Source organism: Arthrobacter glacialis, from assembly GCF_002909415.1.
GTDB lineage: Bacteria > Actinomycetota > Actinomycetes > Actinomycetales > Micrococcaceae > Specibacter > Specibacter glacialis.
Map to the genome: position 1 here is coordinate 400,570 of NZ_PPXB01000001.1, position 15,618 is coordinate 416,187.

Below are 15,618 nucleotides of genomic sequence, written 5' to 3' on the forward strand. Positions count from 1 at the left end.
GGTGATAATCCCAAAGTAGCATTTCAGATGCAACTTTAAAGCCACAATTTCTACGAGTTGTAGAAAAATGTTGATTTGTGGCGGTTTAGCTGGGTCGCACTGTGCTCAAGGTCACAGGTACGGGGCCGTCTGCAGTCTTTCGGGCCAGGCTGTAGATGGTGACATTGTCCAACGAAGCGTAGAAGGCTTCGCGGGCATGATTCAGTGCACCGCGCAGCCCGCACTCGTGAATGAGGGGGCATGCGCCCATGTCCGTCTGGCATTCTGCAACGTCACTGTGGGAGTCCAAAACACGAAGAACACGGCCCACAGTGGCCTTCTTGCCGTCGGCGGAGATGCGCACGCCGCCGCTGCGGCCACGGATGGCCTCAACCAGACCCATCTGCCGCAGCTTCAGGACGGCCTTGCTGACATGGTTGTACGGTGTCCCCACAGCCTCGGCAAGCTCCCGAGTGGTGGGCAGCTCATGCTCCGGCACGGAGGAGAGCACCGTGAGCAGGCGCAGGCTCACATCCGAAAAGCTGTTGATGCGCACTAGGCAGGCCAGATCACTTTATCGCCGGCTTCCAGAAACGGGTTGCCGAACTCCCATCCAGTGGGTGTCTGGCGGTACGGGCGGACGGCTGAAACGCACACACCAGTGCTGTGCTCGGCCATGACGTGGATGGCGTCCGTCGCGTCATCGGGCAGGTGGATGTCACAGACCACGGCGGCAGCCTTGTTTTGATCGCCCTGCTGGGTCAAGGCTTCAAACAGGTCGGCCACCATTTGGTCGGCGTCGAGCTCTTTTTCCTCATCGCCCTCCACCGTGTTGGGGGCCACGGCAACCAGGTTGAGTTCGTCGTCGTGCTTGAGGACAAGGCCCACCGGCAAAAAGGCGCCGTGGGTCTCAAGCTGTTCCCCGGCAACACCAAAAGCCGTGCCAATGAGCTTGTTCAAGTCCTCTTGGACCAGTCGCTCGGCCGGGGTTTGCTCGGTGCTGTTTGGCTCCATGGATACTCCTAAAAATGGTGCGGTTACGTGGGTGATCTCGATGCCGACAGCGTCGCAGCTGCTATTGGCGCACCAAGTCGAGGATGGCGTCGCGGAGATCGGCCATGGTGGTGGCATCGACAGCTTCGGCGTTCAGGCGTAGGAAGGGCTCGGTGTTGGAGGCGCGAAGGTTGAACCACCAGGTGCCGTCCTTGGCCGTGAACGTGACGCCATCGAGCTCGTCAACCACCACATCCTCGGTGGTGTACGCGGCGCGAACCCGGGCCACCGCTGCGGGGACATCGGCCAGCTGCGAGTTGATCTCACCGCTGGAGACGTACGGCTCATATTCGCGGCCCAGCTCGGACAGGGGCCCCTCCTGCTCGCCCAAGGCAGCCAGGACGTGCATGGCTGCGAGCATGCCGGTGTCTGCGTTGAAGAAGTCGCGGAAGTAGTAGTGCGCGGAGTGCTCGCCACCGAAAACGGCGCCTTCCTCAGCCATGGTTGCCTTGATGAAGGAGTGGCCAACACGGGTGCGCACGGCCCGGCCGCCGTCGTGCTCGATCAGTTCAGGCACGGCGCGTGAGGTGATGAGGTTGTGAATGACTGTGGGTTGTTCCTCGCCGAGTGCCTTGGCGCGGGCAATTTCGCGCCGGGCCACCAAGGCCGTCACGGCCGACGGCGACAGGGGTGCGCCGAGCTCGTCAATGACAAAGCACCTGTCGGCGTCGCCGTCGAAGGCCAGACCAATGTCGGCGCCATGGGCAACGACGGCGGCCTGCAGGTCCAGCAGGTTGGCCGGCTCCAGCGGGTTGGCCGGGTGGTTCGGGAAGGTGCCATCGAGCTCAAAGTACAGCGGGACAATCTCGAAGGGCAGCCCCGGCAGCAGGGCTTCGCCCAGAACTGCGGGGGTCGTCATGCCAGCCATGCCGTTGCCGGCGTCGACCACAATCTTCAGTGGGCGGGAGCCGGTGAGGTCAACGAGCTTGCGCAGGTACTCGGAGTAGTCCTGCAATACGTCTTGTTCGCCTTGGGTTCCGGTGGTGGATGCTGCCGGAATGCCGTTGGCCAGGTACTGCTGGGCCAGGTCGCGAATCTCGGTCAAACCGGTTTCGGAGGAAAGGGGCACGGCTCCGGCGCGGGTCATTTTCATGCCGTTGTATTCGGCCGGGTTGTGGCTGGCGGTGAACACCACGCCGGCGGCGTTGAGCACGCCGGAGGCGAAGTAGAGCTCGTCGGTGGAGATCAGCCCGAGCATGACCACGTCGGCGCCGCGGCGTGACGCGCCGTCGGCAAACGCCTGTGCGAATTCGGGGGAGGAGGGGCGCATGTCCCCGCCGATCAACACGGTTTGACCTTTCAGTGCAAGCACATCTACAAAGGCTGCGCCCACTGCCCGTACCGAATCGGCGGTGATGGTTTTGCCAACAAGGCCACGAACGTCGTAAGCCTTAAAGGAGGAGGACAGGTCAAGCTGCGAATTATCTTCAGTAGTCACCCGTCCATGGTACCGCCGGTGGCCAAACCCAAAAGTTATCCACAGCTTTGTTGAGCCATGTGATCCAGTGTCGGTGGGCGCTGGAATACTGGGTGAATGACATTGCAACCAGCCCACGGACCAATTTCGGTTGTTCAACCAGCCGCCACCACTGACACGCGCGCCCAAGCGCAAGTCGTGCTGCAGGCACTGGTGGGGCGCGCGGATGCTGATTTTCACGACGGCCAGTTTGAGGCTATTGAGGCGTTGGTGGATTCCGGCCGCCGGGCGCTGGTTGTCCAACGGACCGGTTGGGGGAAGTCGGCCGTGTACTTTGTGGCCTCGCTCTTGTTGCGCTCCCGGGGTGCCGGGCCAACCTTGATTGTCTCGCCCCTGCTGGCCTTGATGCGGGACCAGGTGGCAGCCGCCGAGCGGGCAGGCGTGCGTGCCATGGCCATTAACTCGGCCAATGCCACCGAGTGGGGTGATGTCACTGCGGCGTTGGACGCCGATGAGGTGGATGTGTTGCTGGTGTCGCCGGAACGCCTGACCAACCCGTCTTTTCGGGAGAACCAGCTGCCCACCTTGATCCAGCGCACCGGCTTGCTGGTGATTGATGAGGCCCACTGCATTTCCGACTGGGGGCACGACTTCCGTCCCGACTACCGGCGCATTGCTGACTTGATTGCCCAGTTGCCAGCTTCCGTTCCGGTGTTGGCCACCACCGCCACGGCGAATTCCCGGGTGGTTGCCGACATCGAAGAGCAGTTGGGCAAGGGGGTGTTCACCATTCGAGGCCCGCTGGCCCGCAAGTCACTGCGGCTCGGTGTCCTGCGGCTGGCTGACTCCCGCGACAGGCTGGGCTGGCTGCTGACGCATCTGGCGGAGCTGCCTGGCAGCGGCATCATTTACACGCTGACCGTCTCAGCCGCCGAGGACACTGCCCGGTTGCTGGCCGAGGCGGGTCACGTGGTCAAGGCGTACACCGGCCGCACCGACACCATGGACCGCGAGGCACTGGAGGAAGCCCTCAAGAACAACCAGGTCAAGGCCTTGGTGGCCACGAGTGCCTTGGGTATGGGGTTCGACAAACCTGACCTGGGCTTCGTGGTTCACTTGGGCGCGCCGTCGTCCCCTGTGGCCTACTACCAGCAGGTGGGCCGCGCCGGCCGTGGCAGCGCCAACGCCGATGTGCTGCTTCTGCCGGGAACCGAGGACGCGGAGATTTGGAAATACTTCGCCACTGCCTCCATGCCAGCCCAGGACAAGGCCATGGCGGTGCTGACAGCCTTGGGTGAATCGCCCAAGCCCATGTCGACGCCGGCCTTGGAGGCGCGGGTGGATCTGCGACGGACACCCTTGGAGCTGCTGCTGAAAGTATTGGCCGTGGACGGGGCCGTGCGCCGGGTCACTGGTGGGTGGGAATCAACAGGCCAACCGTGGGTTTATGACGCGGAGCGCTATGAACGCATTGCCCAGGCGCGGGTGGATGAGCAGCAGTCCATGGTGGAGTACGAGCGCATGTCCGGTTGCCGGATGGAGTACTTGGCTGCGGCGCTTGACGATTCCACGGCGTCCCCGTGCGGGAGGTGCGACAACTGCGCCGGGCGTTGGTTCAGTGCAGAGGTCATTTCCAGTGCCTCCGAGGCGGCCGGGGAGGCGCTGCGCCATGCCGGGCTGCCGCTGGAACCGCGGGCCATGTGGCCCACCGGAATCAACAGGCTTGGTGTCCCCGTCAAAGGCAAGCTCAAGGCCGATGAGCTGATCTCAACGGGGCGGATTCTGGCCAGGCTCACCGACCTTGGCTGGGGCAATTCCCTGCGGGCCATGTTCGCCGCGGGTGCACAGGATGCGCCCATGGATCCTGCCATGGCCCAGGCCGTGGTGGCCGTGCTGCGGGAGTGGGGCCAGGCTGGTTGGGAAGGAGCCGGACGCCCGGTGGCTGTTGTGTCGATGCCCTCGCGCAGCAAGCCACTGTTGCTACAGTCCTTTGCGGAGGCCATCTGCCACATTGGCAGGCTGCCGTATCTGGGCGAAATGTCCCTGGAATTTGGTGGACCCACGGGGCAGCGTGGCGGCAACAGCGCCTACCGCCTGGCCGGTGTCTGGGACCGCTTCAGTGTGGGCCCGGCACTTGGCGAGGCGCTCGCCGCCTATCCTGGCGGCCCGGTATTGCTGCTCGATGACCTGGTGGACAGCCGCTGGACGGTCACGGTGGCGGGTCGGGCACTGCGCCAAGCCGGAGCCGATCAAGTCCTGCCCCTGGTGCTCGCGCAGGCCGGCTAATCCCCACGCCCGAATCAACGCTCGCTCACTAACGGGGGCCGGATCGGGAAACGCTCGCTCACCTGATGAGCGAGCGTTGCCAAAAAGTGCCCCGTTAGTGAGCGAGCGTCGCTTGGGGTTATGCCTCGACGGGGCGCAGGCGCAGGGCTTGCATGCCGCCGTCGACGGCTATGGAGGTGCCGGTGGTGGAACCTGACAGCGGGCTGGCCAGGTAAGCCACGGCGCCGGCAACTTCTTCGGCGCTGACCAGCCGGCCGTGGGGCTGGCGGGCGTTCAGTGCAGCGCGCTCGGCGGCCGGGTCATCGGCCGCAGAGAGCAGCCGGCCAACCCACGGGGTGTCGGCCGTGCCAGGGTTGACGCAGTTCACGCGCACCCCTTCGCGCAGGTGATCGGCAGCCATGGCCTGGGTCAGGGACAGTACCGCACCCTTGGTGGCTGAGTACAGGGCCCGCTGGGGCAGGCCGGCGGTTGCTGCAATGGAGCAGATGTTGACAATGGCCGCGCTGGGGGACTGGCGCATGTGCGGCAGGGCGGCGCGGGAAACCCGGACCATGCCGATGACGTTGATATTCCAAACGCGCGCCCATTCGGCGTCGTCGTTGTCCTCAACGGAGCCGATGGCGCCAATGCCGGCGTTGTTGACAACAATGTCCACGCCACCAAAGGCCGCTACGGTGCCGTCGATGGCCGCCTTGACCGAGGTGTCCTCAGATACGTCGCAGGCAAAGCCGAGCTGGCCTTCGGGAAGATCCTTTGGGTTCAGGTCAAGGACAGAAACCTGTGCGCCCATGGCCTGCAGTTTTGCCGCTATGGCTGCACCAATTCCTGATGCACCGCCCGTGACAACAGCTGTCAGTGTTGAAAGTTCCTGGCTCATTTATGCCTCCTGCGAAGTAGAAGTAGGGGTTCCGGCGCGGAAGAATTCCTGGCGCTGGCGTCCCAAGCCGGCAATTTCAACTTCCACAACGTCGCCGTCCTGGATGTAGGGGAAGCGGCCGGAGAGGGCCACACCTTCAGGGGTTCCTGTCAGGATGACGTCGCCCGGTTCCAACACCATGTACTGGCTCAAGTGGTGGATGATGGTGGGCACGTCAAAGATCAAGTCCGCCGTGTTGGAATCCTGGCGCGGCTCACCGTTGACCCAGCTGCGCAGCTGCAAGTTGTTGGCGTCGATGTCGGCGGCCGGAACAAGCCACGGGCCCAACGGTGTGGACTTGGGCAGGGACTTGCCCTTGGTCCACTGGCCTGCGGCGCCCGGGAGCTGATATTCACGCTCGGAGAGGTCGTTGGCAACCACGTAGCCAGCAACGGCGGCAGCGGCTTCCTCGAGGGTGGAGAGGTAGCTGACTTCACTGCCCACCACAATGCCCAGCTCAACTTCCCAGTCATATTTTGCGGAAAGTGGCGGGATCGGTGAAGCGTCAAACGGGCCGGCAACTGTGTTGTTCGGCTTCAGGAAAACAACGGGGATGGTGGGCGGCAAGGCGCCCGACTCTGCCGCGTGGGCGGCGTAGTTCATGCCGATGCAGATGACACTGTTGGGCCGCGCAATGGGGGAGCCGATGCGCAGTGCGGCGGCATTCTCCAGCACCGGCAAGGCGCCCTTGTCCAGTGCTTCGCGCAAGGCGGCCAGACCCTTGTTGGCCAAGAACGGGCCGTCAATGGTGCTGGTTACCGAGCTCGCATCGTAGCTTTGCTCGGTTCCGGTGGAGTCGGCGGCAATGACAACGGGAATTTCCCGCCCCTGCTCGCCAAGGCGTGCAATCTTCATGAAATTCATATCCTCTACAGCCGCTTGTTCGGCGCGGTTCTTATGGTTGATGATCCATTGCGGGATCTTAACATCTGAGCTTTCAGGCAACTTTACCCACACTATGTGGCTATTTCAGCTACATGTTCTATATTGACATGTAAAACATCGGATGTTTAGCTTGTTCTAACTTTTTCAGCACATTTATCTGATTTCTATAGGGAGCAGCCCGTGAGTACAGTCATTGCCGTGGAGACCAGCGACGTTCGTTTCCCGACGTCGCGCAATTTGGACGGCTCTGACGCCATGAATCCAGACCCCGACTACTCGGCGGCCTATCTTCGTGTGGTGACAGACAGCGAGGATGGTCTTGAGGGCCACGGTTTTGTTTTCACCATTGGCCGCGGCAATGATGTGGAAACAGCAGCCATCAAGGCGCTGACTCCGTACTTGCTGGGCCGCAATGTTGAAGAGTTGCTCGCGGACATGGGCGGCACCTGGAAGGAGCTGACCCATGATTCCCAGCTACGCTGGTTGGGCCCGGAAAAGGGTGTCATGCACATGGCCATCGGTGCTGTTGTCAACGCGTTGTGGGACCTGAAATCCAAGCGTGCGGGTCTGCCATTGTGGCAGCTGCTTGCCACCATGTCCGCGGAAGAATTGGTTGACCTGGTCGACTTCCGCTACCTGACGGACGCCATGACCCGCGAAGAAGCACTGGATATTTTGCGGGCGTCAGAAGCTGGCCGCGAGGAGCGCACCGCCACGTTGCTGGCTGAAGGCTACCCGGGCTACACCACCACACCCGGCTGGTTGGGCTACTCGGATGCGAAGCTGACACGCCTGGCACATGAGGCTGTTGCCGCTGGCTTCAAGCAGATCAAGCTGAAGGTGGGTGCCGATCTGGACGATGACATTCGCCGACTGCGGGCAGCACGTGCCGCCGTCGGACCTGATATTAAGGTGGCAGTGGATGCCAACCAGCGCTGGGACGTGGCGCAGGCCATCGAGTGGATGTCGCACCTGGCAGAATTTGATATCGCCTGGATTGAAGAGCCCACCAGCCCGGATGACATTTTGGGCCACGCGGCCATTGCCCGCGGCGTTGCACCCATCCCGGTGGCAACGGGCGAGCATGTGCAAAACCGTGTGGTTTTCAAGCAGATGCTCCAGGCGGACGCCTTGCAGGTGCTCCAAATTGATGCAGCCCGCGTGGCCGGCGTCAATGAAAACGTTGCCATCTTGCTGCTGGCCGCCAAATTTGGTGTCAGGGTCTGCCCCCACGCCGGCGGTGTGGGCTTGTGTGAGGCCGTCCAGCACCTGTCCATGTTTGACTTTGTAGCAGTGTCCGGCAAGAAAGATGACCGCATGATCGAGTTTGTGGACCACCTCCACGAACACTTTGTCACCCCCATCGATGTGCACCACGGCTGCTACTGGCCGCCGCTGGCTCCCGGAGGTGGAAGCGAAATGTATGCCGCCTCGGTGGCCGAGTACACCTTCCCCGACGGAGAATTTTGGGTGGCAGACGCCGCACAGCACGCAGAACAGAAGGAATTGGTCTAGCATCATGGCAGCAACGCCTCCCACCCAGGTTGTTATCCCGCATGCGCCCTGGTTCACCGACGATCGCCTCGGCATGTTTGTTCACTGGGGTTTGTATTCCCTGGCTGCCCGGCATGAATGGGTGATGTACCGGGAGAGCATGAGCGTGGGCGAGTACAGCAAGTACTTTGAACACTTTGACCCGGACCTCTACGATCCGCGGGAGTGGGCGGCGGCAGCCAAGAATGCCGGCATGAAGTACGTGGTCCTGACCACCAAGCACCACGACGGTTTTGCCCTCTGGGATTCCGCTCTCACGGAGTGCAAGTCAACCAACACCCCGTGCGGGCGGGACCTGCTGACGCCTTATGTGGCCGCGTTGCGTGAGGCCGGCCTGAAAGTTGGCTTCTACCATTCGGTCATTGACTGGCACCACCCGGATTACACCATCGACGGCAACCACGCTGACAGGAACAATCCGCACTGGCAGGAGTTGAACAAGACTCGCGACGGCGCCAAGTACAGGGAGTACCTGCACGGCCAGGTGCGCGAGCTGCTGAGCAATTACGGGCAGATCGACTACTTGTTCTTTGACTTCTCGTACCCGGATGTTGCCACTGCCAACCCCGACGGCGGAGCCAAGTTCGCCGGCAAGGGCGCCAACGATTGGGGTTCCGTGGAGCTCATGGAAATGATCCGCGACCTCCAGCCGGGCATTGTGGTCAATGACAGGCTCAACGTTCCCGGTGACTTTGTGACCCCCGAGCAGTACCAGCCCGCCGGCGCCATGCTCAGTGGCGGCAAGGAAGTTCCCTGGGAAGCCTGCCAAACGCTCAACGGCAGTTGGGGATATGACAGGGACAACCTGGACTACAAGTCCTCCGAGCAGCTGATCCACATGCTCATTGACGGCGTCTCCAAGGGTGGCAACCTGCTGCTCAACGTTGGCCCCACCGCCCGTGGGCAGATTGACCCGCGGGCACACCAGGCACTGGCAGGCATTGGGGGCTGGATGCACTTGCACAGCCGCTCCATCTACGGGGCCGGGGCCGCGGGCATCACCGCGCCACAAGATGCGCGCTACACCTTGCGCGGAAACCGACTGTACCTGCACCTGTTCGCGTGGCCGTTCCAGTTCATCCACCTGCCGGGGCTGGCGGGCAAGGTGCGTTATGCGCAACTGCTCAACGACGCCTCTGAAGTGGCCATGATGGTGCTGGACCCGGGGCAGTCTGCCGGGCATATGACACCCGCCGGCCAGGCATCGGGAACCTTGACCCTCAAACTCCCCGTCCAGCGGCCCGGCGTGGCCGTCCCCGTCATTGAGCTATTCCTGAACGACGAAAGCGATGCGTCATGACCCAGAAAATTGCGCTCCACACCAGGTTGTTGCCCGGCAAGGAGGCTGACTATGATTCCGTCCACGCCACGATTGGCGGCGATCTTGACGCTGCCTTGCGCACCGCCGGGGTCACGAGCTGGAACATTTGGCGCAGCGGCCGGGAGCTTTTCCACGTGGTGGAGGTGGCCGACTACCAGGCAATGCGCAAGGAATTGGCGCTTAACCCCGTCAACATTGCCTGGCAGGCCGTCATGAGCGAACTGCTCGAGGTTGAAGACGACTACTCAGGCGATGACATGGGCCTGGCGAAAGTGTGGGAACTGCCATGAGCCTGCCGGAGTTGGGCCGCCTGGGTTTTGGTGGCGCAGGAATCGGAAACCTGTACCGAGCCATGTCCGACGACGTTGCTGACGCCACCCTTGCTGCCAGCTGGGACGCCGGCATCAGGTACTTTGACACGGCACCGCACTACGGCTTGGGGCTGTCCGAACGCCGCCTCGGCGCCTTCCTGACCACCAAGCCGCGCGATGAATTTGTCATCTCCACCAAGGTGGGGCGGATCCTGGAACCCGTGGCCAACCCCTCCGGTGCCAGGGACTCGCAGGGCTTTGACGTGCCGGCAGACGTTGTTCGGCGCTGGGATCCCTCAGAAGCTGGGATTCGCCGCAGCATTGAGGATTCCCTGGAACGCACGGGCCTTGACCGGATCGATATTGCCTACCTCCACGACCCCGATGTTTACGATCTTGACGCGGGCATCAAGCAAGCCTTGCCGGCCTTGGAAAAATTGCGGGCCGAAGGGCTGGTCGCAGCCATTGGTGTGGGCGCCAACTCCGCCGACGCCTTGCGCGAGTGCGTGCTCGGCGCCGACCTTGATGTGATCATGCTGGCCGGGCGCTACTCCCTGCTGGAACAGCCAGCCGTCACCGACTTGCTGCCGCTATGCCAAGAACGCAACGTGATGGTAGCCAATTGCGGTGTGTACAACTCCGGCCTGCTGGCCCGCCCCGTGGTGCCGGAGCACGCCAACTACAACTACGCACCGGCACCGGCGAACATCCTGGCCAAAGCCAAGGCCCTCGCCGCCTGCTGCGACGAGTTTGGCGTGGAACTGCCCGCGGCCGCCCTGCAATTCGCGGCGGCGCACCCGGCCGTATGCAATGTGGTGGTTGGCGCGTCCACCGCGGAGCAGATCAGCCAAACCGCAGCGCGGATGGCAGCGGAGATTCCGGCCGCATTGTGGGCAGCCCTGGTTGCCCGAGGACTGCTTGGCGAAAGCCTGGTCCATGTCTAGCCTCAACGCGGCTGAACGGTCAGCGCCGCTGCGGCTGGATTCCCATCTGCACCTGTGGGCGCTGGGCGATGGGCAGTATTCCTGGGTGAAGCCCGCCCACGGCATTCTGTACAACACCTTTACCCCGGAGATGGCCCGGCAGGCGCTCGCGGCACAAGGGGTTGGCCAAGCCATTTTGGTGCAGGCCGATGACACTGCTGCCGACACCGAAGCCATGCTGGCCGCAGCAGCCGCCCATGACTGGATTGTTGGCGTGGTGGGATGGCTGCCCTTGGAGGAACCATCTGCGGCGGCAGCCCTCTTGGAACGGTGGGCGGAGAACGACAAGTTTTGCGGTGTCCGCACCTTGATCCATAGCGACCCGCGCCCCCATGTGCTGGAGTTGGAAACAGTGCGTGCATCGCTGGCTCTGTTGGCGAGGGCGGGCATCCCCTTTGATGTGCCCGACGCCTTTCCCCGGCACCTGCGACAGGTGGCAGATCTTGCCGCGGCCATGCCCGAGCTGATGATTGTTGTGGACCATCTGGGAAAGCCGCCGCGGGGTGGCACTGCTGAGCAAATGCAACTATGGGCGAAACAATTGGGCGACGTTGCCGCTCTGCCAAACACGGTCGCTAAAGTATCTGGGTTGCACACGGACGCGGCGGAGTTTTCCGCCCAAGCCCTGGAGCAGGTCTGGGACGTGGCGCTGGAGGCCTTCGGTCCGCACCGGCTCATGTTTGGCGGCGACTGGCCGGTGAGTTTGCTCGGCGGCAGCTATGCGCAAACTATCCAGCTCGCGGCCACCCTGATGGACTCCTTGAGCGGAGCGGAATCACAGGCCTTCTGGGCTGGAACTGCACAACGCGTGTATAAGCGATAACATTTCCGTAAACATCGGATGTATTAGCGTAAAAAGTATGTATTTGTGTCGCAGGTAACATACCATGGTGAAAGTTGAACGGCATCGGCGGCCAAAGTGTCCGCCAAATCAGGCGGAATTCCGGCATTTTCATGGGCGAAAAGACTGATTTCGATCAACGACGTAAGGCTTCAAAAGAGGTCTGATGTCAGATCTTTTGAATTGAAGCTTGAGAGGGCAGTATGAGTAATCAACTTCTCCGGATCTCCGGGGTGAACAAGAGCTTCCCCGGCGTCAAGGCGCTATCAGAGATGCAGCTGGAGCTGGGGCACAATGAGGTACTGGCCCTTGTTGGCGAGAATGGTGCTGGCAAGTCCACCCTGATGAAACTGCTCTCCGGCATCTACGTCCCGGATTCGGGCACCTTTGAAATTGATGGCGAGCCAGTCATCATCAATGGCACCAAGCATGCGCAGGAACTGGGCATCAGCATCATCCACCAGGAATTCAACCTGATGGCGGACCTGACAGTGGCCCAGAACATTTACATTGGCCGCGAACCGCGCGTCGGGGGCCTCTTCCTGAGCGAACGCGCCCTCAACCGCAAGGCCCGCCTGCTCTTTGACAGGATCAACATTGACCTTGATCCCAAGGCCAGGGTGGGCGATCTGACTGTTGCCAAGCAGCAGATGGTGGAAATTGCCAAGGCCCTGTCCTACAAGTCCCGGATCCTGATCATGGACGAGCCCACGGCTGCACTCAACGACGCCGAAGTGGCCACCTTGCACGATCTGATCCGCAATTTCACGAACGAAAAAACCGGTGTCATCTACATTTCGCACCGCATGGATGAGCTCAAGGCCATCTCCAACCGCATCACTGTGATTCGCGACGGCGAATACATCGACACCGTGGGCACGGCCGAAACCACCATGCGTGAGGTCATCAATCTCATGGTGGGGCGTGAAATTTCCGGCAACCAGCGTCCGGAACCCACCACGCCGTCGAACGATGTGGTGCTGAAGGTCAGCGGGCTGTCCACCAAATCCCTGCTGCGGGACATCAACTTTGAACTGCACAAGGGCGAGATTCTTGGTTTCGCCGGCCTGATGGGTGCCGGACGCACCGAGATTGCGCGTGCCATTGTTGGCGCTGACAGCATCTCGGCCGGCACCATTGAGCTCAACGGGAAGCCAGTGAAGATCAGCAATCCGGCCGTTGCCGCCAGCCTGGGCGTGGGGTACCTTTCCGAGGACCGCAAGCACCTGGGCCTGCTGTTGGAGCGCGACGTCAAGGACAACATCGCCCTGAGCTCCTTGAAAATGTTCAGCCGCATGGGTGTGCTGGACAACAAGGCCATGAAATCAACGGCCTCCACCTATATCGACAAGCTGCGGATTAAAACCCCCTCCAGCGGCCAGATCGCCAAGAACCTTTCAGGTGGCAACCAGCAAAAGATTGTCATTGCCAAGTGGCTCGTCAAGGACTGCGATGTGTTGATCTTTGATGAACCAACCCGGGGAATCGATGTTGGCGCCAAGGAGGAAATCTACGCACTCCTGAACGATCTGGTGGCCCAGGGCAAATCCATCATCATGATTTCCTCGGAACTTCCCGAAGTCCTGCGCCTCTCGCATCGCATTGCCGTGATGAGTGCAGGCCGCCTCACCGGGTTCCTGAGCAATGCCGAAGCCAACCAGGAAAACATCATGGAACTGGCAACACAAAACAGTGGGAGTTCAGTGCTGACACCCCTACCAACCTCCAGCGCGCAGCGCTCCACGACGTAAGAAAGTACGGCAAACAATGACGTTGACAAAGGACGCTGCGCAAGCTGCCCAGATTGCCAGTAACAAGAAATCAGAAATGAACACCCGGCTCCGGGCCAGCTTCCAACAGCTTCTAGCTTTCGCCAGCTTGTTGGCATTGGTGTTGTTCTTCTCCGTGGCCAACGCCAACTTCTACCAGGCCGCAAACCTCTCCAACATCCTGCTCTCCACCGTTGTGACGGGCCTGTTGGCACTGGGCACCACATTCGTCATCATTACCGGCGGTATTGACCTGTCCATCGGAACGGGCATGACCTTGTGCTCGGTGATGACGGCTGTGTTCATGACCCAGATGGGCATGCCCATGATTGTGGGCGTGCTGTGTGGTGTTTTGTTCGGTGCCCTGATGGGTGGGATCAACGGCTTCTTAGTTGCCGTGATGAAAATACCCCCCTTCATTGCAACGTTGGCCATGATGATGGTGGCTGCGGGCCTGGCTTTGGTCATCTCCGGCACCAAGCCCGTCTACACCACAGAGGTTGAGGGCTTCCAGAAGATCTTCGCCCTGGGCAAGTCCATCCCCGGCCTGGTCATCCCCAATGCCGTCTTCATCTTGTTTGCAGCCGCCGTCGTGGCCGGTCTGCTGCTGTCCAAGACTGTTTTGGGCCGCTACACCTACTCGATTGGCAGCAATGAGGCGGCCACGGCTCTTTCCGGCGTGAATGTCACCAAGTGGACTGTGCTGATCTACACGGTTGCAGGAACTTTCACCGGTCTGGCCGGCGTCATCGCCACGGCACGCTTGAACTCAGCCCAGCCCGCGGGCGGTGCAGGCCTGGAACTCCAGGCGATTGCCGCCGTCGTCATTGGCGGCACTTCCCTGGCCGGCGGCAAGGGCTCCATCATCGGCACCGTGATTGGTGCGTTGATCATGTCCGTGCTGACCAATGGCCTGTCCATCATGTCCATCCCGCAGGAATGGCAGCAGGTAGCTGTCGGTGTAGTCATTCTCCTGGCCGTGTACCTGGACATGATGCGCCGCAAAAAGGCCGCCAACTAGTTTTCCACAAACAGCAGCACCCCATTTGTTCACGTGTTTATACGAAGGAGTTAGACCCCCATGCAAAGAAGAAAATTTCTGGCCTTGGCCTCAGTAGCTGCCCTGTCCTTGAGCGTTGCTGCTTGTGACACGGCTGCCACCCCCGCAGCTGGCGGCGCCGCAGCCACCAACGGCAAGACGTACATCGCGATTGTTTCCAAGGGCTTCCAGCACCAGTTCTGGCAGTCAGTGAAGCAGGGTGCCGAGAACGCTGCCAAGGAATTCAACGTTGAAATCTCCTTCGAAGGTCCCGACAAGGAAACCAACGTTCAGCAGCAGATGGACCAGCTGAATAACGCCATGGCCAAGAACCCGCAGGCACTGGCCCTGGCCGCCTTGGACTCCAAGGCTGCTGAAGGCATTCTGCAGGACGCCAAGGGCAAGAACATTCCCGTCATTGCCTTTGACTCCGGCGTGGATTCGGATATTCCGTTGGCTACCGCCTCCACCGACAACAAGGCTGCTGCCGCCGAAGCTGCAAAGCACATGGCCGAGCTGTTGGGCAAGAAGGGTGAGATCGCCATCATCGGCCACTCCCAGACGGCCACCTCAGGCACCGACCGCCGCGACGGCTTCGTTGACTACTTGAAGACCAATGCGCCGGACATCAAGATCGTTGACATCCAGTACGCCGACGGCGACCAGGCCAAGTCCACCGACGCCGCCAAGTCCATCATGACCGCCTACCCGAACCTGGCTGGCATGTACGGCACCAACGAAGGTGCCGCGATCGGCGTCGTCAACGCTGTGAAGGAAGCCGGGAAGACCGGCAAGCTCACCATTGTTGGCTTCGACTCCGGCAAGGCCCAGATGGACGCCATCAAGGACGGCCTCATGGCAGGCGCCGTGACCCAGAACCCCGTTGGCATTGGCTACGAGACCGTCAAGGCAGCCGTTGCCGCCATCAAGGGTGAAACGGTGGAGAAGGTCATTGACACCGGCTTCTACTGGTACGACAAGACCAACATTGCCGATCCCAAGATCGCCGCGAACCTCTACGAGTAGAATTTCGCAACTGACCCGCAGAAAACGGCGAAAATTCACGATTTTGACGTGATTTTCGGCGTTTTCTGCGGGTCAGTTTGTTTTTAACGTTCGACGCCGGTGCTTGCCTTCATGTGCCGGCTCGCCGAGGGCGTGCCAAACTTCGCCCCTACGTGCCGAGGGCGTGCCAAACTGGCGGGGGCGTATGAAATTTCATACGCCCCCGCCAGCTTGGCACGCCGTCACGCCTATTGCGGTG

The 15,618-nt window shown here is 61.4% G+C and carries 14 protein-coding genes; 9 read left to right on the forward strand and 5 right to left on the reverse strand.

Features of this window, described 5'->3' with window-relative positions; translation table 11 throughout:
• Positions 1 to 85 precede the first annotated feature (85 nt).
• The 3 genes from CVS28_RS01785 to CVS28_RS01795 all read right to left on the reverse strand — a co-directional run bounded on the left by CVS28_RS01785 (position 86) and on the right by CVS28_RS01795 (position 2,470).
• The gene (locus CVS28_RS01785) at positions 86 to 535 is read right to left on the reverse strand and encodes an RrF2 family transcriptional regulator (RefSeq protein ID WP_103464052.1); all 450 of its coding nucleotides are present in this window, start codon (positions 533 to 535) and stop codon (positions 86 to 88) included.
• A complete protein-coding gene (locus CVS28_RS01790) occupies positions 535 to 993 on the reverse strand; it encodes a hypothetical protein (RefSeq protein WP_103464053.1) in 459 nt (152 codons plus the stop codon). Before CVS28_RS01790 ends, CVS28_RS01785 begins: the two co-directional genes overlap by 1 nt.
• Before the next feature lie 61 nt (positions 994 to 1,054).
• Complete coding sequence (locus CVS28_RS01795; RefSeq protein ID WP_103480428.1) at positions 1,055 to 2,470, reverse strand: phosphomannomutase/phosphoglucomutase; 1,416 nt, start codon at positions 2,468 to 2,470, stop codon at positions 1,055 to 1,057.
• Between the two features lie 96 nt (positions 2,471 to 2,566).
• On the opposite strand from CVS28_RS01795, the gene CVS28_RS01800 reads away from it, so the two are divergent.
• Positions 2,567 to 4,735, forward strand: a complete 2,169-nt coding sequence (locus CVS28_RS01800; protein ID WP_103480429.1) for a RecQ family ATP-dependent DNA helicase — start codon at positions 2,567 to 2,569, stop codon at positions 4,733 to 4,735.
• Positions 4,736 to 4,853: 118 nt separating this feature from the next.
• On the opposite strand, the gene CVS28_RS01805 is transcribed toward CVS28_RS01800, so the two are convergent.
• Together CVS28_RS01805 and CVS28_RS01810 are read right to left on the reverse strand one after the other, a co-directional pair.
• A complete protein-coding gene (locus tag CVS28_RS01805) occupies positions 4,854 to 5,612 on the reverse strand; it encodes an SDR family NAD(P)-dependent oxidoreductase (RefSeq protein ID WP_103480430.1) in 759 nt (252 codons plus the stop codon).
• Positions 5,613 to 6,506: a fumarylacetoacetate hydrolase family protein gene (locus tag CVS28_RS01810; protein ID WP_103480481.1), complete on the reverse strand. Its 894-nt coding sequence runs from the start codon at positions 6,504 to 6,506 to the stop codon at positions 5,613 to 5,615. It abuts the gene before it with no gap.
• A 210-nt stretch (positions 6,507 to 6,716) separates the two neighbouring features.
• Between CVS28_RS01810 and CVS28_RS01815 the strand changes: the two genes are divergently transcribed.
• The 8 genes from CVS28_RS01815 to CVS28_RS01850 all read left to right on the forward strand — a co-directional run bounded on the left by CVS28_RS01815 (position 6,717) and on the right by CVS28_RS01850 (position 15,380).
• A complete protein-coding gene (locus tag CVS28_RS01815; protein ID WP_103480431.1) occupies positions 6,717 to 8,051 on the forward strand; it encodes an enolase C-terminal domain-like protein in 1,335 nt (444 codons plus the stop codon).
• A gap of 4 nt (positions 8,052 to 8,055) precedes the next feature.
• Complete coding sequence (locus CVS28_RS01820; protein ID WP_103480432.1) at positions 8,056 to 9,390, forward strand: alpha-L-fucosidase; 1,335 nt, start codon at positions 8,056 to 8,058, stop codon at positions 9,388 to 9,390.
• Positions 9,387 to 9,701: an L-rhamnose mutarotase gene (locus CVS28_RS01825; RefSeq protein ID WP_103480433.1), complete on the forward strand. Its 315-nt coding sequence runs from the start codon at positions 9,387 to 9,389 to the stop codon at positions 9,699 to 9,701. The genes CVS28_RS01820 and CVS28_RS01825 overlap by 4 nt, the downstream gene beginning before the upstream one ends.
• Positions 9,698 to 10,666 carry an aldo/keto reductase gene (locus CVS28_RS01830; RefSeq protein WP_103480434.1) on the forward strand — a complete coding sequence of 323 codons (969 nt, stop codon included), beginning with the start codon at positions 9,698 to 9,700 and terminating at the stop codon, positions 10,664 to 10,666. The genes CVS28_RS01825 and CVS28_RS01830 overlap by 4 nt, the downstream gene beginning before the upstream one ends.
• Positions 10,659 to 11,528 (forward strand): amidohydrolase family protein, encoded by an 870-nt coding sequence (locus tag CVS28_RS01835; protein WP_243399630.1) that lies wholly within the window; start codon positions 10,659 to 10,661, stop codon positions 11,526 to 11,528. Before CVS28_RS01830 ends, CVS28_RS01835 begins: the two co-directional genes overlap by 8 nt.
• Positions 11,529 to 11,749: 221 nt before the next feature.
• On the forward strand, positions 11,750 to 13,297 hold the full coding sequence (locus CVS28_RS01840; protein ID WP_103480435.1) for a sugar ABC transporter ATP-binding protein: 1,548 nt from the start codon (positions 11,750 to 11,752) through the stop codon (positions 13,295 to 13,297).
• 16 nt (positions 13,298 to 13,313) lie between these two features.
• Positions 13,314 to 14,336, forward strand: a complete 1,023-nt coding sequence (locus tag CVS28_RS01845) for an ABC transporter permease (RefSeq protein WP_207767426.1) — start codon at positions 13,314 to 13,316, stop codon at positions 14,334 to 14,336.
• A 60-nt stretch (positions 14,337 to 14,396) separates the two neighbouring features.
• Positions 14,397 to 15,380: an ABC transporter substrate-binding protein gene (locus CVS28_RS01850; protein ID WP_103464061.1), complete on the forward strand. Its 984-nt coding sequence runs from the start codon at positions 14,397 to 14,399 to the stop codon at positions 15,378 to 15,380.
• Positions 15,381 to 15,618: the final 238 nt, after the last annotated feature.

Coding starts and splice junctions, on each gene's coding strand:
- CVS28_RS01790 (WP_103464053.1), bottom strand. CDS start 993: ATGGAGCCAAACAGCACCGAGCAAACCCCGGCCGAGCGACTGGTCCAA.
- CVS28_RS01800 (WP_103480429.1), top strand. CDS start 2,567: ATGACATTGCAACCAGCCCACGGACCAATTTCGGTTGTTCAACCAGCC.
- CVS28_RS01805 (WP_103480430.1), bottom strand. CDS start 5,612: ATGAGCCAGGAACTTTCAACACTGACAGCTGTTGTCACGGGCGGTGCA.
- CVS28_RS01810 (WP_103480481.1), bottom strand. CDS start 6,506: ATGAAGATTGCACGCCTTGGCGAGCAGGGGCGGGAAATTCCCGTTGTC.
- CVS28_RS01820 (WP_103480432.1), top strand. CDS start 8,056: ATGGCAGCAACGCCTCCCACCCAGGTTGTTATCCCGCATGCGCCCTGG.
- CVS28_RS01825 (WP_103480433.1), top strand. CDS start 9,387: ATGACCCAGAAAATTGCGCTCCACACCAGGTTGTTGCCCGGCAAGGAG.
- CVS28_RS01830 (WP_103480434.1), top strand. CDS start 9,698: ATGAGCCTGCCGGAGTTGGGCCGCCTGGGTTTTGGTGGCGCAGGAATC.
- CVS28_RS01835 (WP_243399630.1), top strand. CDS start 10,659: ATGTCTAGCCTCAACGCGGCTGAACGGTCAGCGCCGCTGCGGCTGGAT.
- CVS28_RS01840 (WP_103480435.1), top strand. CDS start 11,750: ATGAGTAATCAACTTCTCCGGATCTCCGGGGTGAACAAGAGCTTCCCC.
- CVS28_RS01845 (WP_207767426.1), top strand. CDS start 13,314: ATGACGTTGACAAAGGACGCTGCGCAAGCTGCCCAGATTGCCAGTAAC.
- CVS28_RS01850 (WP_103464061.1), top strand. CDS start 14,397: ATGCAAAGAAGAAAATTTCTGGCCTTGGCCTCAGTAGCTGCCCTGTCC.